The sequence below is a fragment of the Flavobacterium antarcticum DSM 19726 genome, from assembly GCF_000419685.1.
GTDB lineage: Bacteria > Bacteroidota > Bacteroidia > Flavobacteriales > Flavobacteriaceae > Flavobacterium > Flavobacterium antarcticum.
The window spans coordinates 339,215-363,865 of sequence record NZ_ATTM01000002.1 but is presented as its reverse complement, the minus strand read 5'-3'; the positions used below and the strand labels follow the sequence as shown (position 1 = coordinate 363,865).

Annotated in this window: 20 protein-coding genes; 16 read left to right on the top strand and 4 right to left on the bottom strand. The window is 36.7% G+C overall.

All coding sequences use genetic code 11. From position 1 onward, the window contains the following. Positions 1-68: 68 nt before the first annotated feature. A complete protein-coding gene (locus YWA_RS0104720; protein WP_022827347.1) occupies positions 69-1,067 on the bottom strand; it encodes a metal-dependent hydrolase in 999 nt (332 codons plus the stop codon). A gap of 188 nt (positions 1,068-1,255) precedes the next feature. Between YWA_RS0104720 and YWA_RS0104715 the strand changes: the two genes are divergently transcribed. The 12 genes from YWA_RS0104715 to YWA_RS15515 all read left to right on the top strand — a co-directional run bounded on the left by YWA_RS0104715 (position 1,256) and on the right by YWA_RS15515 (position 13,811). Continuing rightward, positions 1,256-2,290, top strand: a complete 1,035-nt coding sequence (locus YWA_RS0104715) for an META domain-containing protein (RefSeq protein ID WP_022827346.1) — start codon at positions 1,256-1,258, stop codon at positions 2,288-2,290. 256 nt (positions 2,291-2,546) lie between these two features. After that, positions 2,547-2,993: a c-type cytochrome gene (locus tag YWA_RS0104710; protein ID WP_022827345.1), complete on the top strand. Its 447-nt coding sequence runs from the start codon at positions 2,547-2,549 to the stop codon at positions 2,991-2,993. 15 nt (positions 2,994-3,008) lie between these two features. Further along, the gene (locus YWA_RS0104705; RefSeq protein WP_022827344.1) at positions 3,009-4,346 is read left to right on the top strand and encodes a cbb3-type cytochrome c oxidase subunit I; all 1,338 of its coding nucleotides are present in this window, start codon (positions 3,009-3,011) and stop codon (positions 4,344-4,346) included. Positions 4,347-4,444: 98 nt separating this feature from the next. Next, a complete protein-coding gene (locus YWA_RS0104700) occupies positions 4,445-5,230 on the top strand; it encodes a CbbQ/NirQ/NorQ/GpvN family protein (RefSeq protein WP_022827343.1) in 786 nt (261 codons plus the stop codon). Between the two features lie 10 nt (positions 5,231-5,240). After that, positions 5,241-7,004 (top strand): nitric oxide reductase activation protein NorD, encoded by a 1,764-nt coding sequence (locus YWA_RS0104695; RefSeq protein ID WP_022827342.1) that lies wholly within the window; start codon positions 5,241-5,243, stop codon positions 7,002-7,004. Position 7,005: 1 nt separating this feature from the next. Beyond that, positions 7,006-7,974, top strand: a complete 969-nt coding sequence (locus YWA_RS0104690) for a DUF438 domain-containing protein (protein WP_022827341.1) — start codon at positions 7,006-7,008, stop codon at positions 7,972-7,974. Then, positions 7,965-8,537, top strand: a complete 573-nt coding sequence (locus YWA_RS0104685) for a cytochrome c oxidase subunit 3 (protein WP_022827340.1) — start codon at positions 7,965-7,967, stop codon at positions 8,535-8,537. Before YWA_RS0104690 ends, YWA_RS0104685 begins: the two co-directional genes overlap by 10 nt. A gap of 1 nt (position 8,538) precedes the next feature. Beyond that, entirely contained in the window at positions 8,539-8,778 is a 240-nt protein-coding gene (locus tag YWA_RS0104680) for a cytochrome C oxidase subunit IV family protein (protein ID WP_051126919.1), read from the top strand. A gap of 301 nt (positions 8,779-9,079) precedes the next feature. Further along, on the top strand, positions 9,080-10,405 hold the full coding sequence (locus tag YWA_RS0104675) for a D-serine ammonia-lyase (protein WP_022827338.1): 1,326 nt from the start codon (positions 9,080-9,082) through the stop codon (positions 10,403-10,405). Positions 10,406-10,553: 148 nt separating this feature from the next. Continuing rightward, positions 10,554-11,225, top strand: coding sequence for a 7-cyano-7-deazaguanine/7-aminomethyl-7-deazaguanine transporter (locus tag YWA_RS0104670; protein ID WP_022827337.1), 672 nt, complete (start codon positions 10,554-10,556; stop codon positions 11,223-11,225). A gap of 970 nt (positions 11,226-12,195) precedes the next feature. Continuing rightward, positions 12,196-12,939 carry a hypothetical protein gene (locus tag YWA_RS0104665; protein ID WP_022827336.1) on the top strand — a complete coding sequence of 248 codons (744 nt, stop codon included), beginning with the start codon at positions 12,196-12,198 and terminating at the stop codon, positions 12,937-12,939. Positions 12,940-13,649: 710 nt separating this feature from the next. Continuing rightward, positions 13,650-13,811 (top strand): TM2 domain-containing protein, encoded by a 162-nt coding sequence (locus tag YWA_RS15515; protein ID WP_022827335.1) that lies wholly within the window; start codon positions 13,650-13,652, stop codon positions 13,809-13,811. 1,047 nt (positions 13,812-14,858) lie between these two features. Here YWA_RS15515 and YWA_RS0104650 read toward each other — a convergent pair. From YWA_RS0104650 to YWA_RS0104640, 3 genes are read right to left on the bottom strand one after another with little or no spacing between them, the layout of a single operon-like run. After that, complete coding sequence (locus tag YWA_RS0104650; protein WP_022827333.1) at positions 14,859-15,527, bottom strand: DNA-binding transcriptional response regulator; 669 nt, start codon at positions 15,525-15,527, stop codon at positions 14,859-14,861. Positions 15,528-15,536: 9 nt separating this feature from the next. Continuing rightward, a complete protein-coding gene (locus YWA_RS0104645; RefSeq protein ID WP_022827332.1) occupies positions 15,537-17,243 on the bottom strand; it encodes a tetratricopeptide repeat-containing sensor histidine kinase in 1,707 nt (568 codons plus the stop codon). A gap of 54 nt (positions 17,244-17,297) precedes the next feature. Then, the gene (locus tag YWA_RS0104640) at positions 17,298-17,507 is read right to left on the bottom strand and encodes a hypothetical protein (protein ID WP_022827331.1); all 210 of its coding nucleotides are present in this window, start codon (positions 17,505-17,507) and stop codon (positions 17,298-17,300) included. A gap of 344 nt (positions 17,508-17,851) precedes the next feature. Between YWA_RS0104640 and YWA_RS15310 the strand changes: the two genes are divergently transcribed. The 4 genes from YWA_RS15310 (at position 17,852) to YWA_RS0104615 (ending at position 24,629) form a co-directional block, all read left to right on the top strand. Further along, the gene (locus YWA_RS15310) at positions 17,852-18,739 is read left to right on the top strand and encodes a hypothetical protein (RefSeq protein WP_022827330.1); all 888 of its coding nucleotides are present in this window, start codon (positions 17,852-17,854) and stop codon (positions 18,737-18,739) included. Positions 18,740-19,247: 508 nt separating this feature from the next. Beyond that, a complete protein-coding gene (locus tag YWA_RS0104625) occupies positions 19,248-21,677 on the top strand; it encodes a TonB-dependent receptor (protein WP_245557696.1) in 2,430 nt (809 codons plus the stop codon). A gap of 12 nt (positions 21,678-21,689) precedes the next feature. Continuing rightward, entirely contained in the window at positions 21,690-23,045 is a 1,356-nt protein-coding gene (locus YWA_RS0104620; RefSeq protein ID WP_022827328.1) for a hypothetical protein, read from the top strand. A 105-nt stretch (positions 23,046-23,150) separates the two neighbouring features. Then, a complete protein-coding gene (locus YWA_RS0104615) occupies positions 23,151-24,629 on the top strand; it encodes an ankyrin repeat domain-containing protein (RefSeq protein WP_022827327.1) in 1,479 nt (492 codons plus the stop codon). Positions 24,630-24,651: the final 22 nt, after the last annotated feature.

Genomic DNA, 24,651 nt, shown 5'->3' with positions numbered 1-24,651 from the left:
TTTGTTTTTAAATGGGTGAAAAAGGGTGTGGAATTAAATTTTACATCCTTTTTTTTTTGTTTGAAATATTAATTTCCTTGCAGCCGTTTCCATAACTTTTGTAGTAAAAGTTTGCCGTCTCGCTTCGCTTTTGGAACTTCCACTACTGTGAAACTTCCGTCAGTATTTGGTTTGAATTCATAGCTAAAAGCAAACTGTGGATTATCCGGATTATCATTTAATAAGCCAAAACGCAAATCATTAAATAGAATCCTATCGTTTTGCTTATTCACAATATACCAACCTTCTGAGATTGTAGTCAGCTTTTTAAAATCCAATGCATTGCTAATTTTTTGTTCCATTAATTTGTCGCCTTTGTATAATTTGAATGAAATTGGTTTTGTATCAAATAGCGAATAATCACCTAATAAATAACCTTCGGCAGTTGCGATATTTGCATTCCATAGTATTGTGTTGAAAGCTGTTGGTTTAACGATGATTTCACGGTATGAAATGTTTTGGTTTTGCAGGGCGTTTTCAAATTTATGCAACGCAAATAATTTGATGCTACAACTGATAATAAGATAAGCAGAACTAATTATTATTCCTCGCCACATAAACGTGCTACGTAATATTTGTGTTTTGGATCGGTAGACATAAATGAGTGAAATTAGTAAAGGTATTGTATAAAATAGGTCTACTACAAATATGGTCTTCAACGCATAACGGTGCGACAAAGGCCACAGAATTTGAGTTCCCCATGATGTAAAAGAATCCAAAAGTACATGTGTAAATAAACCAAAAAAAGCTACAAGCGTTGCCCTCTGAATATTAATTTTCCCCCGTTCAATTTTGGCAATAGCCCAACCAAAAATAGGAGATACGAGTAAAAATAGAAATATAGAATGACTGATGCCCCGATGAATAGCGACTCCAGAAACGGGATCCATGAAAAGTCCAACGATTACATCTAAGTCAGGAAGCGTACCTAAAATAGCACCGTAAATAAAGGTTTTGTTTTTGAGTTGGCGTCCAGCGATAACTTCAACTGTAGCAATTCCTAAAAGTACTTGCGTAAATGAATCCATGGTTTAAATGTGTGGAATAATAGTAGGCTGCAAACCTATTAAAAAAGCCTTGGGTTGCAAAAGAATAGTAGCGAATTATTAAAATAAGATCGAAGAATACGACATGTTGTATGTTCTTTGGCAGACTAATTGCAAACAAATTCTTAAATTTAAAGAAACCATAAATACAAACTTCTAATTTTATAACTATGAACTTAAAAACCATCGGAATATTAGTCACGATTGTGCTCTTGCAAGCCTGCGGAACAAAGAAAAACACACACACTGCAAACAAGATTTTTTGGGTAAGCGGTTATAAAACCGAATGCGATGCTGGAGCTGGAAAAGGCGAATGCTTGTTAGTAACAACCGACTCTGATTTGGCGGAAGCCAAGTGGGAGAATTTCTATGCAACTATTGAAGGTTTCAGCTTTGAAGAAGGTTTTATGCAAAAAATTGAAGTGAAGGTAAAAGACGTATCCAATACTAAAATTGCTGCAGATCAATCCTCTTTAACCTATACACTCGTAAAAGCGTTGGACAAAACTAAGGATACAAGAATAGCTTTGCAAGGCGATTGGACGTTAAACAAAATTAGAGGAGTTGTTTTAAAAGAGTCCGATGAAATTCCACATGTGAACATCGATTTGACTAAAAATCGATTTTCAGGTAATAACGGGTGTAATAGTTTTTCGGGTGTGATTTATAATGTTACTTCTGATAAGTTGTTGTTTGAAAATACGTCAACCACACTGAGAGATTGTATGGATATGCCACTTACAGATGCATTTGATATTGCGGTAAAAGACATTTATGTTTATCAAGTGGAGCACAATATTCTGTCGTTCTGTAATAAGGCGAATGAAGAAGTTTTATCTTTTACCAAAAAATCACTTTCAACACCGGATATGAGAATACACGACATCTATGTTGCAGTAAAAATTAGAGGAGAAGCAATAGGACAGAGGGAAGAAATGCCACGGTTTGAAATCAATTTGAATACGATGGAAATATTTGGAAACAATGGTTGTAACGCTTTTAACGGAAAGATTACGTCTGTAACGGAAAGAAATATTACGTTTGGCGGCATGGCAATGACTCGAATGATGTGTCAGGACATGGTTCTTCCGGGTAAATTTGACCAAGCTTTACAACAAACCGCTAGTTATAAGTTTGAAGATTTGCATTTTACGATGTTCGACAAAGACGGAAAAGAATTAATAACTTTCCTGAAAGTGGATTAAATAAGTCACCAGATCATATCTATTAAGAACCGTTTTAGCGCTCTGCTAAAACGGTTTTTTTTTCTTTTTTGACCAAAAAGACCTAATTAGAACTAATTTTCAGCTTTTACAATCTCTAAACTGCTAAAGGACAAATATATCCTTTATTACTTTTAATAATATGATTTAAGTCATAATAGAGCTTTAATTTTCTCTTTTAATTTGCACTATTATAGAAGATAAAAAAGTCTTTTATTGTCTAACTAATCTTAAAATTATGTTATCAAAATCACAAGCAAGAACGTTTTTCCTGGGTGGTACTGTGGTAACCTTTCTGGTCTTTATAGGCCTGACGGTTTATTCCTTCATGCCCAGTAACGACCAGACGCACCATGAGAAGATTGATGCGCAAGTTATCCGAGGTAAGGAAATCTGGGAAAGTAACAATTGTATGGGTTGCCATACGATTATGGGTGAAGGAGGCTATTATGCTCCTGAATTGACCAAAGTTGTGGAGCGAAGAGGCGAAGGCTACATAAAAGCTGTGCTTCAATCGCCAATTCCATGGGGTCCAAAAGGACGTAAAATGGTGAAATACGAAATGAACGACGCTGATACGGAAGCGATGATCGCGTATTTCAAATGGATTGGTCAATTGGACTTGAATGGTTTTGACCGCGTAGTTTCTCCATTGGCACAAGATGAAGAAGAAGTAACTGAATAATTTAAAAGAAACATTATGAAATATAAATCTCAAAAAGTAGCGTATTGGTTCTTTGCTTTATGCATGTTATTGTTTGCATTACAAATTATCTACGGTTTTATCATGGGCTTTGCCCGTATCGGAATGGACGGTTTACACGACTGGATTCCATTTAACACAGCAAGAGCAGTTCACACGAATTTACTAGTAGTTTGGTTATTAACCGGATTTATGGGTGCGGCTTATTATATTATTCCGGAAGAAGCACAACGCGAATTGATGAGTGTAAAACTGGCATATGTACAATTAATTTCGCTTGCCATTGTTGGAGTCGCAGCCATTGTAGGTTTTCACTTCAATATTTGGGAAGGTAGAAAATTCCTTGAGATTCCACGTGAGCTTGACTTTTTAGTAGTAATCAACGTGTTGTTATTTTTAGGAATTATACTCACCACACTCTGGAAAGCAGAACGTCGAACTACAACAGCCTTGGTTTTAACTATGGGACTTGTTTTTGCAGCTTTGCTTTATTTACCTGGAATGATTTGGTTTGACAGTCAAGTAACGGATTCATTTTTCCGTTGGTGGGTTGTTCACCTATGGGTTGAAGGGGTTTGGGAATTGATTATGGGTGGTATTTTATCTTACCTATTGATTAAATTGACGGGTGTTGATAGAGAAGTTATAGAGAAATGGTTGTACGTAATTGTAGGTTTAACTTTCCTATCAGGATTGTTAGGAACAGGTCACCACTATTACTACATCGGAGTAAATAAAATTTGGTTAATCGTAGGAGGTGTATTCTCTGCATTGGAACCGTTAGCGTTCTTGGCAATGGCATTATTTGCTGTGAATATGTACCGAAAAGGCGAGAAATCACATCCCAACAAAATTGCTTTATTCTGGACTATTGGTGCGTCAATTGTATCGTTCGTTGGAGCTGGATTGTTAGGATTTGCACATACTTTACCGCAGACAAACATCTTTACACACGGAACTTTAGTTACAGCCATGCACGGACACTACGCATTCTGGGGTGCTTATGCCATGATTGTTTTAGCAATTATTAGTTATGCGTTGCCAAATATGACTGGTCGAAAACGCTACAATACGACTCAAGGTCACATGGCTTTTTGGTTATCCAATGTGGGAATGTTAGGAATGACCGTTGCGTTTGGAGTTGCTGGAGTTGCTCAAGTTTATTTGGAGCGTAAGCAAAAACTAGACTTTATGGATGTTCAAAATGAAGTAGCAGTTCACTTTGTAGTTTTATTACTTTGTGCGTCTTTATTTACGACTGGAATTGTAATGTTCATCATTGAATTCATCAAATACGGCCGACCAACAGACGAAGCGTTAGAAAAAGAAATTTAAAATATTAGGGGCCAAATTTATTTTGGCGTTAAGCCGAGACCAATTGAACAGAGTTGTCGCTGTGACTTTTGGTTTCGGTTTTTTAAAACAAAGAAATTATGCTAGTACAAGAAACCACTGTTTTTTATAAAGCCATCGGCTCGGAAATAAGCGTGTTCCAACAAATTAACGCACTCAAAATGCCCTTGCTGATCAAAGGTCCAACAGGAACTGGGAAATCCCGATTCGTTGAATTTATGGCGAATGAAGTTGGCAAAAAACTAGTCACAGTCAGTTGTCACGAGGAAACTTCTGCAACGGATTTGATCGGAAGATTCATCATCAAAGGAGCAGAAACCATTTGGATTGACGGCCCACTTTCAATCGCTGTCAAAAAAGGTTACATCTTATATTTAGATGAAATTGCAGAAGCTCGACCGGATGTTATCGTTGCGATTCACTCGTTAACGGACCACAGACGCGAATTGTTTATTGATAAATTAGGCGAAACCATTAAAGCACACGAAGAGTTTTTACTAGTTGCCTCTTTTAATCCTGGTTACCAAAAAGGATTTAAAGAATTGAAACCCTCTACGAGACAACGTTTTGTAGCACTTTCATTTGATTACCCACAACCTAAAATTGAAGTTGAAATTTTAGTAAACGAAACAGGTATTTCAGCTGATATTGCTTCGAAATTAGTTGGCATTGCTTCGAAAATTAGAAACTTAACCGAGTTGGGATTGACAGAAACGGTTTCCACACGCTTATTAGTGGATGCTGCAAAGTTAATTCACAACGGTCTGCCGAAACGATTATCGGTTCACGTGGCGATTGTTGAACCGTTGACAGACGAATTGGAAACCATTCAAGCACTAAAAGATTTGTGTGATTTAATGATTTAAATACAGTATTATGGGATTTGAATTAGACGAATACATTTTTGAAAAAGCTACAAAATATTTCAGAAACCGAAAATACAACAATGCAGAAGTACTAAGTCGGCAAGTGAATTTGGTGGATATCAAACAACGATTAACACTATTTGCTCGTGCGTTATCGGCTCGAGCTATTGAAATTTTCCCTGCTGAACGTGAAGGCGGTTATAAAAACAAAAACTTTTTTCTACCGATTAGTTGCGCTTTATTTTCAACCAAAGAAGAAAATCTACAATACTATTTTTACCGTGTGGTTTATTTGTGTGTTCAACAAAGTTTAGACTTAAATTGGACAGAAAGCGGTCAAACTGAACTTTTATCTTCTGAAAAAGCGATTGAAACAGCGCCACAAGTTTTGACAAAACTCTTCGCAGATTATCCGTCGTTGCATCTTTTTTACGAAAATGCAGTTCCACAAATTCCTTTGCATCCCAAAACCAAAATGCCTGATGTTTCATGGCTTTATGGCAAATGGATGTTGAATACGATTGAAATAGAAGTTGCTGATTCGCTGCATAATTTTGACGACCAAATCAAAAAAGCAAATAATGTAGTTGCCAAAACTACTTTGCAAGCAAAAGCGGTGGAAGAAATCAATTCATTGGCAATTGACAAAAAGCAACAAGAAGATTATGTGTTGATGCACAGTTTTGAAAAGATTGAAACTGCTGAAGAATTCAATGGAAACTGGCGTGATTTCGACGGAAAAGACGAATTAAAAAGTCACCAAGAAGCGTTGGAAGACATGAAAATGAAATTTACCGTACGAGTGGACGACACGGTTCATTCGGTTTATCAAGCGGATTTTATTGAGAATACTTCGATTGCAGAAAGTGCCGAAATTGATGCGACTGGCTTTCACCTCAAATACAACGAGTGGAATTACAAAAAGCGCGCGTATCTGGATGATTTTTGCAAAGTGTATCCAAAAACACAATTGAAAACGCACGATACGTATTACAAAAACACAATCAATAAATATAAAACGACGCTGAATGGTTTGCGAAAAATGTTGACGAGTGTCAACAATAAAATGCAACAACAACGCCGCCAATTGCAAGGCGAGGAGTTTGATTTGGATGCGTTAACCGATTTATATTCGGATTTGCATTCGGGGAAATCACCGGACGAGCGGATTTATTTGGCAAACCGAAAAAAAGACAAGGAAATTGCCATTTTGGTATTGCTCGATTTGAGTTTGTCAAGCGACGGCTATGCGGCTGGAAACCGAGTGATTGATGTCGAAAAAGAAGTATCGATTTTGTTTGGAGAAATTCTACAAGAGTTTGATATTTCATTTGCCATCGATGGATTTTATTCGAAAACTAGAAACTTCACGACTTATTTAACGGTCAAAGATTTCAACGAAAAATGGCAACACGCCAAAGATAAAATAGGTTCCGTTCAACCCAACGGCTACACTCGAATTGGTCCTGCATTGCGACATGCTGCAGCTAGAATGGAGAAAGTCGACGCGAAGAACAAATGGATTATTTTACTTTCGGACGGGAAGCCCAATGATTACGACAAATACGAAGGCCAATACGGCATTCAAGATATAAAACAAGCGTTGCGGGAACTCAACGAGAAAAACATCAATACTTACGCGCTTGCGATTGAAAATCAAGCCAAATATTACTTACCGCAAATGTTTGGACACAACCATTACCAAATATTAACCTCGCCACAAGCTTTGCTGAAATCGATGGTCAAGCTGTACGAGAAAATTAAACACCAGTAACATGGACACAGATATACAAACCCCCAAAATTACCGAAGGGCATCCGATTCACACCTACTTTTTGGAAGCCGATTTAATCAATGGATTACTCAACGAATTAAATGCAATTGACGTTCGCGAAGAGTTTCAGAAATTCTACAACGTATTCAATCATTTGGCCACGGTTGAAAAAAGATTTGAACGCAAGGAAAACCAATTATTCCCTTATTTAGAGAAGAAAGGTTGGACGGGACCTTCGCAAGGAATGTGGTCTTTTCACGATACGATTCGGGAGATCTTTAGAATTATAAGAACCAATTTGGACGACAAGGATTTTACTTCCGTTCAACACAACACAGGCATGCTGACGCAAAATTTGCAACGTTTATTAGACGTTGAAGAAAGCAAACTTTTTCCAAACTCGATGGATTTATTGACCGATGAAGATTGGCAAACCATGAGAAAAGGCGAAGACGAAATTGGTTGGATGTTGAAAGAAACACCGAAAAACTATCCTGCCGAACAAGCGTACATTCATCCTTCCGAAGATATAACGCGTAGAACAGATGTTGTGTTTTCAGAAACGGCTTCGCATTTTGACGAAGGAATGATGACGGTGGAACAAGTCAATTTATTGTTCAGAACTTTGCCGATTGACATTACTTATGTGGACGAAAACGACAAAGTGATTTTTTACAATCGGGGAGAGGAACGTGTTTTTCCTAGAAGTCCTGGAGTAATTGGTCGGGAAGTGCGTTTTTGCCATCCGCCGAAAAGTGTGGACACGGTTTTGCAAATCGTAGAAGCATTTCGTTCGGGGAAACAGAATGAAGCTTCTTTTTGGATTACCTACAAAGAACGGCTGATTTACATTCGGTATTTTGCCGTAAGAGATGCACAAAAAGAATACAAAGGCGTGGTTGAAATGTCGCAAGATATCACCGAATTGAAACATATTGACGGACAAAAAAGACTATTAGAATGGAAATAAACTATAAATCAATTTACTATCCTCCAGGAGGAATTTTAATTTGGATTGTCATTTACTTGGAATTATTCACTTTTGGAATGGCACTTTTGGCGATGGCGTATTACGGTTCACTTGAACGTGAAATGTTCCATGAAAGCGCCCAATTATTAAACAAAGGAATTGCAACGGCAAACACAGTTTTGCTTTTAACCAGCGGATTTTTTGTGGCGCGAGGCGTTCACTTTTTTAAAGGAAAAGAGTGGGATAAAGCAGGGAAATTCTTCAATATTTCCATGCTTTTCGGACTGGCGTTCTTACTGTTGAAATTAGTGGAATACTATCAAAAACTTCAAGCAGGACTCGATATGGACCACAATTTATTCTTTACGTTCTATTGGTTTTTGACCGCTTTTCATTGGCTTCACGTATTGACCGGCGTTGTGATCTTGTTCTTCGTTAGACGCTCCATTGTAAAAAAGAAGGAAAACGTTTTACTAGAAGATGTTGAAGCGGGTGCGTCGTTTTGGCATTTATGCGACCTCATTTGGCTGTTATTATTTCCGATAATCTATTTACTATTTTAAGATGAAACTTACACTAAACTCTACTTATCTAATTTTGTTGGTATTAATTCTACTCACGGCTTTGACCGCCACATTTGCAAACCCAACGTATATGGTCCCTGTAATTATGGGCCTTTCATTGCTCAAATTTTGGACCGTAGCGTTCCAATTTATGGAGCTAAAAAATGGAAATGTATTTTGGAAGGTTTTAATTATTGCCTTTGGTGCTTTTGTAGGATTAGTCGTTATACTGTTGCTTTAAAGCAGGAATTTAAACGCCACAAAAAGTAGCACCTCTTTTTATTTGAAAGACACATTCTGGTACAATAAACGACCAAAAACAAATTGTATTTTTATACGGGAATGGCAAAAAGCTGAAAGTGGTGACTTTCGGCTTTTTTGTTAGGAATAAAAAACATTGATCTGAACAAATGAAGAATGGATGCGAAAACGCTTTTTTTTCATTAATTATTTAAGACTAATTTTAATTGCAATTGAAAACTTATTATTATCTTTATTCATTCTAAATAACGAAATTATTTAGTGAATTAAATAACAATACGATGTACTCAAAAGACAAAATAAAAGACTTGGTTCAGCAGTCGCCCGTTCTGAATCAAATCATCAATACCGAAGCTATTTCTTGGTTGAATCCAAACTTAAAACCCTTCAAAAACACCCCAAAATACGACCTCAACCTCAATGACATGCGAGAAGCGGAACAACTATGGAAGCGTTTCGCACCGTTCTTTGTAAAAGCATTTCCCGAAACTGAAAAAACGAATGGTTTTTTAGAATCACCTTTGCGTGAAATTCGAGGAATGCAGTCAGTTTTAAGCAAAGATGCGGTTCCAATTCAAGGACGGTTATTTTTAAAATGTGATAATGAACTTCCCATTTCAGGTTCTATAAAAGCACGCGGTGGATTTTTTGAAATCATGAAATATGCTGAATCCTTGGCGTTGAAAGCAGGAATGTTAAAACATAACGAGGACTATAGTATTTTTACTTCGCCACGATTTAAAGCTTTTTTCAGTCAATACTCGATTGGCGTAGGATCTACGGGAAATCTCGGTCTTAGTATTGGAATTATAAGTGCAAAGTTGGGTTTCAAAGTTACCGTATATGTTTCTGCAGATGCGAAGGAATGGAAAAAAGACTTATTGCGCGAAAAAGGAGCTGCTGTCGTTGAATTTGCAGGCGATTTTAGCGAAGCTATTTCTGCCGGACGGAAACGAACACAATTGGATTCTAACGCTTATTTTGTCGATGATGAAGATTCTAAGGATTTATTTTTGGGTTACAGTGTGGGAGCGCTCCGAATTGCCGAACAATTAGAAGAGCAACAGATCAAAGTGGATGCTATTCATCCGTTATTTGTCTATTCGCCTTGTGGCGTCGGTGGTTCTCCAGGAGGAACTGCCTTTGGCCTGAAACAAATTTACGGTGATCATGTGCATTGCTTTTTTATCGAGCCGACGCATTGTCCTGCAGTTTTGACGGGATTGGTTACCGGGGAAATGAGTGGCATTAGTGTGCAAGATATTGGACTTGATAATAAAACAGAAGCGGATGGATTAGCGGTGGGACGTCCTTCTCATTTTGCGACAGCCATTAGTAAAGACCTGATAAGTGGTATTTTCACTATCGAAGACGAAGTGCTTTTTACACTTTTAGCCGAATTAAAAGATTCTGAAAATATATTCCTTGAACCTTCTGCCACAGCGGGATTGATAGGTCCTCAACGCATGCAAGAATCCGGATATGCACAAATACACCAACTCCATTTGAAAAACGCAACACATGTTGCTTGGGCAACGGGTGGACTATTGGTGCCTCTAGAACAGAGGGAATTATTTTATAAAAGAGGATGTAAATCACTTGCATAGTTAAATAAATGGCCTCCGTTTTTTTCGAAAGGGTATTGTAGTCGCGGTAATATGGTAGAAAAGTAGTAAATTTGCATTTCTTAAAGTAAGGCACTAAAGCCAAGCTGTGTGGTTCGAAATTCCCCCACGTTAAAAAACTACGAAATAAGTGAAGTATTCCAAAAAAAACAAGCGGCTGTTACTGCTATTAGTCGTTTTCCATATTCTTATTATTGCCTCGAGCAATTATCTGGTTCAATTCCCATTATCCATTTTTGGATTTAAGGCGACTTGGGGTGCCTTTACTTTTCCCCTTATTTTTTTGGCTACCGATTTAACGGTCCGCATTCTGGGTGCTAAATTGGGACGACGCATTATCTTTTACACCATGTTTCCCGCACTACTCGTTTCCTACCTCATCACTGTTGGCTTTCAAGATGGGAGTTGGCTTGGAATCGACAGCATCTTCCGTTTTAATCTTTTTGTAGCACGAATTGCTATCGCTAGTTTTGCCGCTTATGTGGTGGGGCAAATTTTGGACATTTATGTTTTTAATACACTTCGGCAACACAAACAGTGGTGGCATGCTCCGTTTGCCTCGGCTATATTCGGAAATTTATTGGATACATTTACTTTTTTCACCATCGCATTTTATAAAACGTCAGACGTGTACCTTGCTGAAAATTTGGTCGAAATTGCCACTGTTGATTACGTTTTTAAAATGGTTATCAACGCCTTGTTTTTTCTGCCGCTTTATAAAGTTATTTTAAATCAGATTTTAAAAAGGATACAAGTGCGGCTGTTAGAAAATAAAGAAATTCTTGCCGCAACTGAAATATAATCGTGGCTAAGGGTGGCAAAGCTCTACCTTTTATTTTATTTTAATTATTAAAAATATTAACCATATAGACCGGATTTTAAGCGATGGTTTATTTTTACCTATTTTTCTAGCCGGATAAATCAAGGGTAATTCAGTAGTTGAGTACCTGATCAGTTTTCGTTTTCTCGTTTGGTAGTGTGCTATTATTTGTATTTCATCGATGCAGTACTGATACACTATCCATACATTATCCATACACTATCCTTACTCTTGATCAGTTACTGATACGTTTTAAAATGACCGTAGGGATTCCTACTTTAGCTGTACACCTATAATTAGCAATCCTAAACTTACTGGTTACGTGCTGTTGCATCGTTACCGTAATTAGCATACTTGTTTCTCTTTTCTTTAGGATGTCTGATTGCAGATGCGCTTGCTTTTAGGTTAGATAATGGCAATTAGAATGTGGTTTTATTTCATTTCGGACTGTACTACTTCTCTTTATCTGTTTATGCGTTTGTTCAGCACCCAATTGACTACTGTGCAGATTGGATACTGTTTGAATGATTCTCTTTTTACGATTTTTTACTTCATTTTCCTACAGGTCTTCGAGTTAAGTAGTACCAATTCCACTATTTTTATAATCCTATAGCTTTGCTAATTGTTGCAGGACGCCTACCGTACTCGTGTGTTTTTTCTATATGGACTTTCCTCGTGTGTCAGTAGTTCAGGATCGGGCTGTTTTTGAGTTTTAGTTAGGGTGCTAATTACTACATTTTTTTAAGCTTAGGACGATGCAATTCAATACTAGTTTGCATAATAAACGTGGTCATTTGTGTCGATTTCTGCCATTTGTGTCGATTTGTGTCAGATGGTACGTGGCGTGTCTTGGTATTCTAAAAATTATTGTAATGTTTGTTTCAAGTACGGGTTTTGAATTGTGCTGAATCATTCAAAATTGTTGGCATCGTGATTTTAAATTTTTAAAAATATGGCAAAGCAAGTGGGTTTATTAAAATTACGAGGTGCGATCGGTGGCATTACATATTACAAAACCCGTCATGGGTATTTGGCTCGTGAAAGCAGCCGTATTGATGTGGAGCGTGTTGCAACAGACCCTGTTTTTCAACGTACACGAGAGCATGCTTCGGAGTTCGGACGTTGTGTTCGTTATGGTGCCCTTTTGGTTCGTGCTTTTAAAAGTGTGGTTTTAAATGCATCGGATGGTAAGGTTGGCAACCGTATGACACAACGCATGTTTAAAGCAAAAAACGCGGACTTTAAGAGTGCACCTGGTTTTAGAAATTGCATTGATGGCGACTTGGGTTTTGTAGAAGACTTTGAGTTTAATGATCGGAGTTCGTTTGCGTGTGTCTTTGGTGCACCGGTATTGACTACTATTGACCGTACCTCTGGTATAGTGTCTTTTTCTGTTGCTTCTTTTCTTGCGTCTAAAGTTGTTTTTGCACCAACTGGCGGTACGCATTTTAAAATTATTTCTGCTGTTGCCGCGGTGGATTTTGATGCAGGCACTTTTGAAATTTCATCAACAGAAACAGCTGCCTTACTATTGAATTCAATTGACAGTGTTGCTGTACATCATCTTCATTCTGTTCTGAGTGTTCATCCCCTGTTTCTGGTTGTAGGTATTTCTTTCCATCAGGAAATGGAAGGAAATTTCACTGCGTTGAATGGCGGTTTGCATAATGCTTTTCGCATTGTTGCCATTGCTTAAATTACTACTGCTGCTTTTTGGAAAGGAATAGGGCAATAATTGTGTTATAGTAGAGATTGAGACCTATTATTAGATTAAGTGTGCATACTATTTTATAAAATTTAGGATTGCAAAAGAAACAATTAGTGTAACTAAATGAAGGTCCATCTTTCAAAAAGTGAAAGTCAATCATTGGATTTTTCAGCACAACGAAATTTTAATGTAAAATGCATTTGGCAATTTTAAAACGATGACCAAAGAGTTGGGACAATGGAACGTGGTACATCTAATCGTTTTTGCACTACAAACCTTGAATCTCGTTTATTATATTCTTACTACCAATTCTATTTGCCTTCTAATCGGATAAAAATTAGTTTTTTTAAGGGTTATCCAACTCAATTCTAAAACGCATTTGTATCGAGCAGTTTCTTTTGAAGTGAACTTCTGACTTCTAGTGTTCTGAAATAAAGGTGTATACACTTTACGTGAAGGCCGATCCGAAACCTTACATAAATCGGGCTTCGCATTACATTTTAAAAATTATTTTCATTGGATACGGAAAACCGTAAAAAACATACTTTTTATCAAACTAAATTTGACGCATTGAATTTCACGTACCATAAAACAAAGGTGTACGTGTAAAACGAGAAAAGATAACGGTTACCTGAAACCGCGAAATAAAAGGGGAGCTACAGAAAATCCATAAGAGTACGGTACTAATTTAAATAAATATGAAAAGTAAATCAACAGCCGCAATTTTAGCCTTCTTTTCAGGAGGAATAGGTGTTCCTCGATTTTATCTAGGACAAGGAGGTTACGGAGTGCTTTTCCCACTGTTTTGTTGGACTTTCAAAATTGAAGTAATTGATTTAATAGATATTAATGCCACGTAAAATAGTCAGTACTGATTTTAGAGAACGCTTACAAGCCAATAAAAGTAAATCAAATTCATTTCGTTGCGTCATTTATCATCAATGTTGCAAAAAGAGAAACGGTCGTACATTGTTTCTAGAACTAAAATAGGAAAGAGGAGTGCAAGTACCTTGTACACAAATAAAATAGAATATTCTAAACCATAAAAAACGTAAATAAAAAAAATGCGTGATACTGGAATACTTAATCTACCTCTTTCTTTTTTTTAATCTCGGCTATATAATCTCAGTATCAATACCCTATAAATAACGGCCCACAAGATCCCTCGGAAATTAAATTAGTTTATGTTCCTAGTTATTGGGCGTCTTCAATTTTGGATTTAGCTCGTGGATTTCTGATGCAAGAACAAAAGCGGGAATCATTGATTTTATGGCAAGTTTGTGCGTAGGCTTTTATATGCTTTAGCTTCATTACTTCTTGACTCCGAAAAAGTTCTAAAAATCGTATTACAATCCATTTTCTTTGCTATTGCAGTTGCACTATTATTTTGAACTTTAGGCTTCATTTACGGAGTTGTATTTTTAAAAGCTGAAAATCTCACTTGGTACATTCCTGAACAAACGAAATAATATGTAAGATTTTGTAAATGTTGGCTCAATCCACAACTTTAAAAATGTTAGTGGCTTAGCCGGATTATGTAATAGAATTTAGTATTAAATAAAACAGGCAACGAAGACCATTTAATAAATGACAAAGCTTCGTTGCGTCTGTAAGACGAACATCAGCGTCTTTAGCCGAATTGAGGAACTAATCGGCCCAGCGGAACAGCCTTTCCCGTTCTTTCTGGATTACCAATTTTATGCCGATCACATTTATAGCGTTATCTTAATGCGTTTTGCCGATTATCACGGCCCGAAACTTTCGGATATTTACCAACGCTTCTACTCAATAAACATCCAATCACTTTTGCTTTCAATTCGAATCGTATTCCTTTTACTATAAGGGAAAAAGCCTTGGAATACCGAGAATGAGAACCTTAAGAATGTGTGTATTGAAAATTTAATAAATTACACAATTCCTAAATCCTTGGCAATCGCCACTAAATGCACCGTATTATTTGCTTTAAAATAAATTTTGAGTTTGTTGAGGTGCTTTTCAATGGAGCTTTTACTGTGCGGATGAATGCCTTCTTTCTTGAATACCGATTCAATATTTTCTTGAGAAATGCCCAGCGAAAGATGCTTAATCAATTGGACATCATACGTGCCAATTTCACTGGTCGTTCGGTCCTGTAGCACGTGCAACAGCTCAGGCGAGATGTTTTCGGGCGCGTTTGTGTATGCATTTTGAATGACTTTTTTAAGATCGCTAACCGTATTTCTGCCCTTTACTACGAAACCGTCAATACCAAGGTCGTCGAACAAGAGTTTGATGCGATGTGCCCGGTCTTCAATTGAAAATACAATTACTTGGATGCTGGGGAATAAGTCTTTTACGGTTGCAATCAGTTCTTCTCCTGAATTAAGTTGGTTGACCCGATGGTCGCTTTTAAAGGATAAATCAGAAATAAGGAGTTGGAACGGGTTGTCGTCGTGATGTGCCTTTTTGATTTTCAAGAGTGCATCATCACAATATTTAGCATATTCGATCGAAGGCACACCTAGCTCCTGAAGCGTCAATACAGCGCCAACATCATTAAAATCAATATCATCTGCAATCAAAACTTTTGTAAACATATCTATCGCTTATTTAGGAAGAAGTATTTTTGCTCTAAAACCTTTATTAGGTTCGGATTCAAATGTAAGTATTCCATTTACAGCTTGAATACGGTTTTCCGCATTTTGAAGTCCATTTTTAAAAATTAGCTTTTCGGAAAATCCAACTCCATTATCAGAGTAGTCAATTTGGATCCCATGTTGGTCCCGATCAAAACCAACGACCACGAAACCTGCTTGACTGTATTTTTTCATATTGATCATCAATTCTTGAAGAACGCGGTACAAGGCGATCTTTTTCTCAGGAGCCACTTTGAACCAGTCGATTGGTTGGCCGTTTTTGATTATAATTTCAGTCGCGCTGCATTTATAGCTGCTGAGCATCTGCTTGACATCCGCCTCAAAAGCAACGCCCGTATCGATTGGACTGTTTTCTTTAGAAAAATTTCGGGTCCTGCCATAAATTTTATCAAGCTGTGCTAAAAGAATTTCTTTTTTTGGAGGTTGCTGCAAATCTTGGGTTTCTGCAAAATTCAAGACATAAAAAACATCATTTGCAAGTTCATCATGTAGGGCTTTTGAAATGCGTGTTTCGGTAGCATAACTTGAGGCCAAACGTTCTCGTTTGTTCTTGCGTTTGTAATAATTTAGTGCATATAAAGTACCGATGAGCAACAGTATAAAACTAAAAAAAGAGATATTCTTTTGGTTTTTTTGACGTTCAAGTTGCAAAAGAGTGGCGGCTTGTTCGCCTTTAATTATACTATTTTCTAAGGCGGTTTTTCTGGCGTCGTACTTTATTTTTGCAAACTGATATTTGGCATTATTGTTTACTTTTTTCACACTGTCGTTCAGATGTAAAAACTGTGAGGCATACGTATTTGTTGCTCCTTTTTCATTGGAAGTCATTAGAAGAGCTAAAGCCTCTAACCGTTCGTCAAGACTATTGTTTAGGCGGGCGACCTTGTATGCCAATAGGGCATTTTTATTTGATTCTTGTGGATGGGTGTCCTTATAAAAATCAGCCAAGTGCAAATAACTTTCAATGCTGCCGTAGGAATCAGCTAACTTCTTTCGCAAGGCCAATGCCTGATTCATCAATTCTAAACCTTTGGTCCCCTGTGCATATTTCGCGTAAGCAAATCCTAAATTATCCATAACTAATGCTTTCTTGTCGGGTAACTGGTCAAGAAGCGTAGCGTGTACAAGAGGAGACAAAAGTGCGATTGCCTCGCTGTATCGTTCTTGTTCAATATAGACAACGGCAATATTATTGAGAGGGCTCACACGTAATATGGGATCTGTAGTTGCCACTAAAGCGCTGTTGTAGTAGGCCAACGCTTCCGTGTAGTTTTTGAGTTCTTTGGCTGCAATTCCAAAAAGATTATTTGTCGCGTTTTGATAGGGTAAATTGTGTTCAATATAAGGTAGCACTTCGGTTAGCGTTTCTTCACTACTGCCGTAATCGCTAAAGGTTTGTTGAATGCGTGCCAACTGAATTAGCGTGTACGCCACATAAGAACTGTCGTTCGCCAATTCAAAAAGCTCTTTCGATTTGTTGTAATAGTAGTAGGCAGAGTCAAACTTTTTTGCAGCGTAATGCGAATCGCCTAAAGCAGAGAATTGAGTTGCCAATTCGTTATTTTTAGTCTCTAAAACAACAACAGATTTTACCTCTTTTTGACAAGATACAACGGTTACTAACAAAAATAAAGCGAAAATCAGGGAACGAGTCATTGGTAAGATTCTTTCCCCGAAATTAACATTATAATTAGAATTACTTGTAATTCATTATGGTTTTTTTGGTGGTATGATGATAATCACATCATCGCCAGGACCTTCGCCAGGTTTCGGATCTCCTACAACAGGCCCGTTATCATCAAGAGCGTCTGCGTGAACCTGCTCGAATTGAGGGGTAGGGTCGGTAAGAGCATCTGGTTCACAAGATACCAATGTGCATCCTGCTGCTGTTAAAACAGCTGCTAAAAGTAATTTTTTCATAATTTTGATTTTTAGAAATTGAACACAGGCAGGGCCCTACGATTACTTTAATCGTATTTTGAGAGCCACCAGTTTGTTAAAATGAATTGGGTTTATATACCTTTAGGGAAGTAAAGTGAGCCCATGCAGCACCGAAGTACTATACTTCCCGGAATCAAAATTCGGGTTTGCACAGCAGCATCTTATAGAAGTAGTTTCTTATATTTGTTCCTGTCGCGAAATAGAACAAAAACTAATTCTTTGGCAAAGTAAAGGGCTTTGCGCAGTAGAAAAGACACGGAATTCCGATGATTCCCGCGGATTCCGAGAATTCCTAAGAATTCCTCCTAATTCCTTTTAAGTTTATGGTAAAAAATACGTTAGAAGATTATAAAGCGGCTATTAAAAGGAAGTACAGCTCCGAAAAAACGGGAGTTGCTGCTCCTTTTTTAGCGCATCCTTCTCGTGCTAAATTAAGGAAGTGGTGTGCCGAGATCTTTTTGCAAAATACAAGCGTTGCTGATTTAAAAAGTTTCTCCGCTTTTTTTAAATTTGATTATGGCCCAAATTGCTGCAATAAATTAAAAGAACAAACAGACAAATTCAGACCCATTGAAACTTTTTTTAAAGGAGAAACGGATTTGACAGATATAGAAGCAATGAACATTGCGGCAATATTGGTCGATTTCCAACCTAGACCTTTTTTTAAATTTTCAAAGGAAGTAGCGTTCAAGACTGATCCTGTGATTTCTAATAATTTAGAGGTAACGGATACCGTTCCATTTGCCAAGATGGGTGTTGAAACCGATAATAGAAGTGGTGGAGTAGACCCCTTTTTACAAAAAGTCCCCGCTCACCTAAAAATTAGGCGTGCTTTTTATAAAAAACAGATTGTGCCTTTTATACTTCTGTTCAGTATTTTGTGTGGTTTTGGATACTTACTTTCACCGAAAAAGAAATGTATGCAGTGGCAAAAAGACCACTATATTGCCGTTGATTGTGAAACCAAATCAACTGGTATTTTAGACTTGTATACCACAATGCCTTTAAATAACGAGCTGCTCAATTTGAGAAAAATACAAGTTTGTGACACCACCATTTTTTTCAGGCACAACAAACCAGTTGTGTGGTACAGTAAAACTAACAATAATCTGGAGTTTTTTAATGGACCGGGCTTTCACCCTGAAAACGGAAAAGTCTTAAAACCAATCACGTTCTACATGATCCATACACATATAAAACCCGCTCATTAATTCAATTTAAAATGCATTACTAAAGAACGTTTCAAAGTCGTTTCTAAAAAGATAATTGAACTTCGTGATGGGAATATTTAGCCACTAGCGCTCGTTTATCCGTTTCTCTAGTGTATTCTATGATAAAAAAATAATGAAATTTTAGTAGAAACGAGTAAATGAATAGGTATTTATAAGTGGAGTTTGTCTATTAATTAAAGCGAAGACTCGTATATTAACTGTACAACGAATATTATTTAAAACCGACATTTTTTTTTTTCAGTTTTCTTTTTTTACCACTAATTAATCGGATTCTAGTTCTTTTCAACGGATAAACTTTCATTATTTAGAATGAGTATTGATATCTTAATCAAAATGTCGTTTAAAATTAACTGAATAAAAATGTATTTCGACTTTTATATTGTGAAAATCTGTGGTTTTTGTATTAAGCGTAATTAGGAGCAACAGACTTCGCAATTCGCAGCTCTATCCTCTTTTCTATTTGGAAGTAGTCTAAATAAACATAAATTTGCAAACAACAATTGCACTTATTATGTTTAGATCGGGTTTTATATTCTTCAGTTTTTTACTAAGTCTTTCCGCATTCGCACAGAATGGGATCATTTCGGGAACGTTATTATTCGAAAATAATGAACCAGCTGTTGCTGTTCTGGTCTTTCTTCAAGGAACGCAAAAATCGGCGGTAACCAATGAAAATGGCGCATTTAAAATCAACGACGTTAGTTTTGGTATTTATGTTTTAGAAACCAATTCAATGGAAGCGGAAAACAGTTTGCAAAGTGTCAACTTGAATGTTCCCTTTTTAAAATTAGACTTAAAGTTACAGAAAAGAAGTTCTGAAGAATTAAAAGAAGTTGTTGTAACTGCTTTATCTGAAAAGAAAAAAATAGAAAATAAGGGTTTTGCGGTAAATGTCATCGAAACAAAAGTAGCAGGACTTCGAAATTTGCAAACCAATGAACTTTTAGACCGAACGACCGGTGTTCGAATTCGTCAAAATGGTGGATTAGGTTCAGAAGTAAAATATGCGATTAATGGTTTGTCTGGAAATGCAGTTCGTATTTTTATAGATGGAATTCCAATCTCCACTTACGGTTCTTCCTTTGATTTAAATAGTATTCCGCCTGCAATCATTGAGCGAATCGAAGTGTACAAAGGTGTTGTTCCTGGATATTTGTCTGATGATTCATTAGGAGGCGCCATCAATATTGTATTAAAAAATTCGTTTAGAAATAATTTTAATGTTTCGGCTTCCTACGGCTCTTTCAATACGGCTCAAACTAATTTCAGCGGATTGTATCGTATGGAAAAATCAGGTTTGACTTTTAAAGCGTCTGGCTTTTTGAATTATTCGGATAACGATTATGAGGTTTGGGGTAAAAACGTTTATAATATTTTGCCAAACGGCCAATACGATTATGTTCGAGCAAAACGCTTTAACGACAAATTCCGTTCGTTGGGAAGTGTTGTGGAAGTTGGCTTTACGGATGTAAAATGGGCTGATTCGTTCTTTATCGGTTTTACAACTTCTGATTCGTACAAGCAAGTGCAGCACGGAACTTTTATGACTACGCCTTACAAAGGTCGATTTTTAGAATCGGATGCGAATTTGCTTCATTTGTCTTATACTAAAAAAGGAATTTTCACGAAAGGTTTAGATTTTAATTTTCATGGTGTTTATGGCGAAAGAAATCGCGTAATAAATGATACTGAAAAATGGAATTACAACTGGTTTGGCGAAAAAAGTTTAGACTTAAATGGAACGCCAATTCTCCGACCGCAAGGTGCTCAACAAGGTGCGCCAACGCTTGCAACTATTAAAAGAAAAGTAGCAACAATCAGAACAGGTTTGTCTTATGCAATTAATGACAATCATAAAATATTATTGAACCACTTATTTTCGGTTGTGGATCGAAGTGATGACGATGAATTGAAATCAGTTTTGGAACGCAAGTTTTTTGGAACACGAGATTTAACTAAAAACATTACTTCTTTAAGCTATGAATTTACTGCTTTAGACAATAGATTGAGAACAACGCTTTTTGGGAAGTATTACCAACAACACATCGAGCGAATGAATCCAATTGTTCAATCCATTGACGGTGTGCCAACAAGAGTTGAAGATATTGTAAAGAGCAATGTGAATACAGACGGTTACGGAATGGCAGTTTCTTATGCGCTTTTGCCGAAAGTTACCCTTTTAGCTTCCGCTGAAAAAAGTGTGCGGTTGCCAAGTGAAAATGAAGTTTTTGGAGACGCAGGAGATAATATTTCTGAAAATCCAAACATAAGACCTGAAATTAGTAAAAACTATAATCTTGGAGCAAAATTTGGAAATTTCACAGTAGAAAATCACGATTTTTCAGTTGGAGTAAATGGTTTTATTAGAAATGTAACCGACCGAATTGGAACGCCTGTGCAAACTAGTTTAAATTCAAACGTACAAACCTTGCCTTTTGTCAATCAAGGAAACACGAAATCAACTGGTTTTGACGTCGAACTGAATTATTCATTTAAGAAAAATTTGAGCTTTGTATTGAATGCTTCAAAATTTAATTTGACTACTAAAGATGTGTACGGAATCGAATATCAAATCCCGAACGAACCTTTTTTGACTGCAAATGCAAGCGTTCAATATGGCGTTAAGAATGTTATCGGTCAAAATTCGCAATTGAATTTATACTATCATTTTATGTTTGTTGATACGTTCAGCTACATCAGGAAATTATATGGCAATACTTCCGGTACTGAATTTTTTGACATTCCACAGCAATATTTGCATGATTTGGGCGTAAGCTATGTTTTTCCAAGCAAAAAATATATTGTGAGTTTCGATGCCAAAAACATTTTTAACGAACAAGTGTTTGACAACATGGCTGTTCAGAAACCGGGTAGAGCATTCTACTTAAAATTAAACTACGTAATCAATAATTTTTAATACTTATATATAATGAAGAAAACCGTATTCAAATTCGTAACCTTAACTGCACTTTTCAGTACATTAATTTTCACAACTGCTTGTAGTGACGATGATAAAGGTAGTGGAACATCTGAACCACCAATAACGGAAGGACGATGGATTACTGTAGCAGGCGCTGTTATGGGAACCAAAAATGGAACGCCTGGAGATGGAAATGGCGGAACAATTGTGTATTCCATTAGTAAGGAAAATGCTAAAGACCCAAGTAAATCTTATGATGTTTTTGAAAATGGATTTGTAGTTCCATCGAACAGAACTGCACGTTTACAAGCATCTCAAGACGGTAGCCGACTTTTCAGCATCGCTTATGCAGGTGCAAATGGTGGTGAATATTCAAAATATATTGTGGGTGGTGGACAAAACTTTACGCCAACGGGAGCTTTAGTAAACATCTCTCAATATGCCGGACCTGCTCCAAGATGGGCAAAATTATTTGACGGTGACAAAACAGGAATTGCTGTGAATGTTACTAAACCAACGGTAATTACAGGCGAAGGTGACTCTTATTTAAGAACAAGAGGAACTGCAAATGTATTGTCTCTTGATTTACAAAACTCACTTATTTCTCAAGTAAAATCGTATGAAATTGCTTTGAATGATGCCGAAGAAATTCAAGGACACCACATTTTTAGATTAGACGCTCCCGTTTTAAATAAAGCAGGAAATAAATTAATCATCGGTACATGGATGCGTAAAACGGACCCAGCTACAGGTGCAAACCAATCAGACTTTACACGTTTAGGTTCAAAATCAGTTGTAGTTGATTTTCCAACACTAGATAATCCAGTGGTAATTACTTCTACAGTAGGCTTCGGAGACACAAGTGGTTACAGAAGTTTTAATGCTTTTTTAGGTGACGACGGCAGTATTTACCAAGCTACACAAAGAGATGCTCAAGGTTCTCACATCTTGAGAATTGGTCAAAATAACCAATATGATAATTCGTACGTTTTTAGTTTAGATGCCGCATTAGGTGTAACGGGTTCGTATATTGAAACTTGGAGGTATGCAGGAAACGGAAAAGCAATTGTAGCATATACACACAGCGGTTCTGCAGTTTCTGGCTTAACAAATCAGTCGCAAAGTTTCTTGGCACTTGTAGATTTGAATACTAAAACAGCACAAAAATTAGATCTGCCTTATGATGCTGATTTGTATTTATTCCAATACCAAGGATTTGTAGTCGATGGATTTGACATTTATGTGACTTTAGCACCAGTAGGAAAAGACGGTCGTATTTACATTATTAACAGTCAAAATGGTACAATTACTGAAGGAGCTAAATTAATCAACAAACCTGGAAATCACTTTTCAGGTGCGTTCTAAAGTTTGTTCGTAATTTATAATAATACAAATTCCGTGTAGTTTTTTGCTACACGGAATTTTTAAGTAGTAATAGGAGAATTAGTAGTTCTCGCAAAAACGCAGAACATGAAAAAAATATTGTTTATCGCACTGCTTTTAACGGCCGGTTTTTCAAATGCTCAAAATTCATTATTGAATGCTGATTTTTGGAAAAAAAATCCAGAATTAAGCACCGTTCAAGCAGAAATCAAAAAAGGGAACAGTGTTTCTGAAGCAAACAAAAACAACTTTGATGTTGTGACACTTGCTATCAACAACGACGCTTCGTTAAATACGATTAAATTTTTAGTAGAGCAAGAAGGAAATAGTGTAAAAAAATTGACGCATGATGGTCGGATTTACTTGCATTGGGCTGCTTACCGTGGTAATGTAGCATTGGTAAAATATCTTTTAGAAAAAGGTGCGGACATTAATTTAACTGATGACAAAGGCGCGACGGCTCTTGTATTTGCAGCTTCAAATGGACAAGCTAATCCTGATTTGTATGAATTGTTTTTTAAAGCAGGAACCAATCCAAAACAAAAATATAAAAACGGTGCCAACTTACTGCTTCTTGCTATTTCAAACGACTCCGATTTGAAATTAGCAGATTATCTTGCTACCAAAGGACTTTCTTTAAATGATAAAGATGATTTAGGAAATACCGCGTTTAATTATGCGGCAAGAACTGGTGATGTTGCGCTTTTGCAAAAGCTAAATAAAAAGGGAATTAAATTTGACGGAAGAGCGATGATTATTGCTTCACAAGGAACAAGGTCTTCATCTGCTGGTTTGGACGCTTATAAATATTTGGTTGAAGATTTAAAGGTTAGCCCAAATGCTGAGGGAGATAATGGCGAAAATGTATTGCACAATTTGGTTCGGAAACAAAAGCAAGATGAAATCATCGCTTATTTCTTATCTAAAAATGTAGATGTAAACCACCAAGATAAAGAAGGAAATTCGGTTTTGATGAACGCCACTCGTGGAAGTATTGATTTGGTAAAAAGCATTATTTCAAGAGTAAAAGACGTGAATGCGACAAATTCAAAAGGCCTTTCGGCATTGAATTTTGCAGTTGAAAATGGTTCTTCGGATATGGTTGCATTTTTATTGGCAAATGGCGCAAAAGCAAATGTAATTGACAAAATCGGAAATAATTTAGCTTATTATTGGATTCAATCTTATAGACCGGCATCAGCTAAAAAAGAAGCAAAAGACGAATTTCAAGCTAAATTTGACTTATTGCAAAAAGCAGGTTTAAACTTTACAATACCACAAAAGGATGGAAATACCTTGTATCATTTAGCTGTAGCAAAAAATGATTTAAACCTTTTTACAAAATTAGCAGAATTAGGTGGCGACATTAATGCAAAAAACAAGGAAGGAATGACCGCTTTGCATAAAGCTGCGTTAGTTGCAAAAGAAGATACGGTTTTGAAATATTTAATATCTAATGGGGCTAAAAAAGACATCAAAACTGAATTTGACGAGACGGCTTATGATTTGGCGTTAGAAAACGAATCGCTTAGAGCAACTAATGTTTCTGTAGAATTTTTAAAATAATACAATTGGAGGATTTTTTGAA

Bases quoted from the DNA above. Each gene is read 5' to 3' on its own strand.
- YWA_RS0104720 (WP_022827347.1), bottom strand. From the start codon at position 1,067: ATGGATTCATTTACGCAAGTACTTTTAGGAATTGCTACAGTTGAAGTT.
- YWA_RS0104715 (WP_022827346.1), top strand. From the start codon at position 1,256: ATGAACTTAAAAACCATCGGAATATTAGTCACGATTGTGCTCTTGCAA.
- YWA_RS0104710 (WP_022827345.1), top strand. From the start codon at position 2,547: ATGTTATCAAAATCACAAGCAAGAACGTTTTTCCTGGGTGGTACTGTG.
- YWA_RS0104705 (WP_022827344.1), top strand. From the start codon at position 3,009: ATGAAATATAAATCTCAAAAAGTAGCGTATTGGTTCTTTGCTTTATGC.
- YWA_RS0104700 (WP_022827343.1), top strand. From the start codon at position 4,445: ATGCTAGTACAAGAAACCACTGTTTTTTATAAAGCCATCGGCTCGGAA.
- YWA_RS0104695 (WP_022827342.1), top strand. From the start codon at position 5,241: ATGGGATTTGAATTAGACGAATACATTTTTGAAAAAGCTACAAAATAT.
- YWA_RS0104690 (WP_022827341.1), top strand. From the start codon at position 7,006: ATGGACACAGATATACAAACCCCCAAAATTACCGAAGGGCATCCGATT.
- YWA_RS0104685 (WP_022827340.1), top strand. From the start codon at position 7,965: ATGGAAATAAACTATAAATCAATTTACTATCCTCCAGGAGGAATTTTA.
- YWA_RS0104680 (WP_051126919.1), top strand. From the start codon at position 8,539: ATGAAACTTACACTAAACTCTACTTATCTAATTTTGTTGGTATTAATT.
- YWA_RS0104675 (WP_022827338.1), top strand. From the start codon at position 9,080: ATGTACTCAAAAGACAAAATAAAAGACTTGGTTCAGCAGTCGCCCGTT.
- YWA_RS0104665 (WP_022827336.1), top strand. From the start codon at position 12,196: ATGGCAAAGCAAGTGGGTTTATTAAAATTACGAGGTGCGATCGGTGGC.
- YWA_RS15515 (WP_022827335.1), top strand. From the start codon at position 13,650: ATGAAAAGTAAATCAACAGCCGCAATTTTAGCCTTCTTTTCAGGAGGA.
- YWA_RS0104650 (WP_022827333.1), bottom strand. From the start codon at position 15,527: ATGTTTACAAAAGTTTTGATTGCAGATGATATTGATTTTAATGATGTT.
- YWA_RS0104645 (WP_022827332.1), bottom strand. From the start codon at position 17,243: ATGACTCGTTCCCTGATTTTCGCTTTATTTTTGTTAGTAACCGTTGTA.
- YWA_RS0104640 (WP_022827331.1), bottom strand. From the start codon at position 17,507: ATGAAAAAATTACTTTTAGCAGCTGTTTTAACAGCAGCAGGATGCACA.
- YWA_RS15310 (WP_022827330.1), top strand. From the start codon at position 17,852: ATGGTAAAAAATACGTTAGAAGATTATAAAGCGGCTATTAAAAGGAAG.
- YWA_RS0104620 (WP_022827328.1), top strand. From the start codon at position 21,690: ATGAAGAAAACCGTATTCAAATTCGTAACCTTAACTGCACTTTTCAGT.
- YWA_RS0104615 (WP_022827327.1), top strand. From the start codon at position 23,151: ATGAAAAAAATATTGTTTATCGCACTGCTTTTAACGGCCGGTTTTTCA.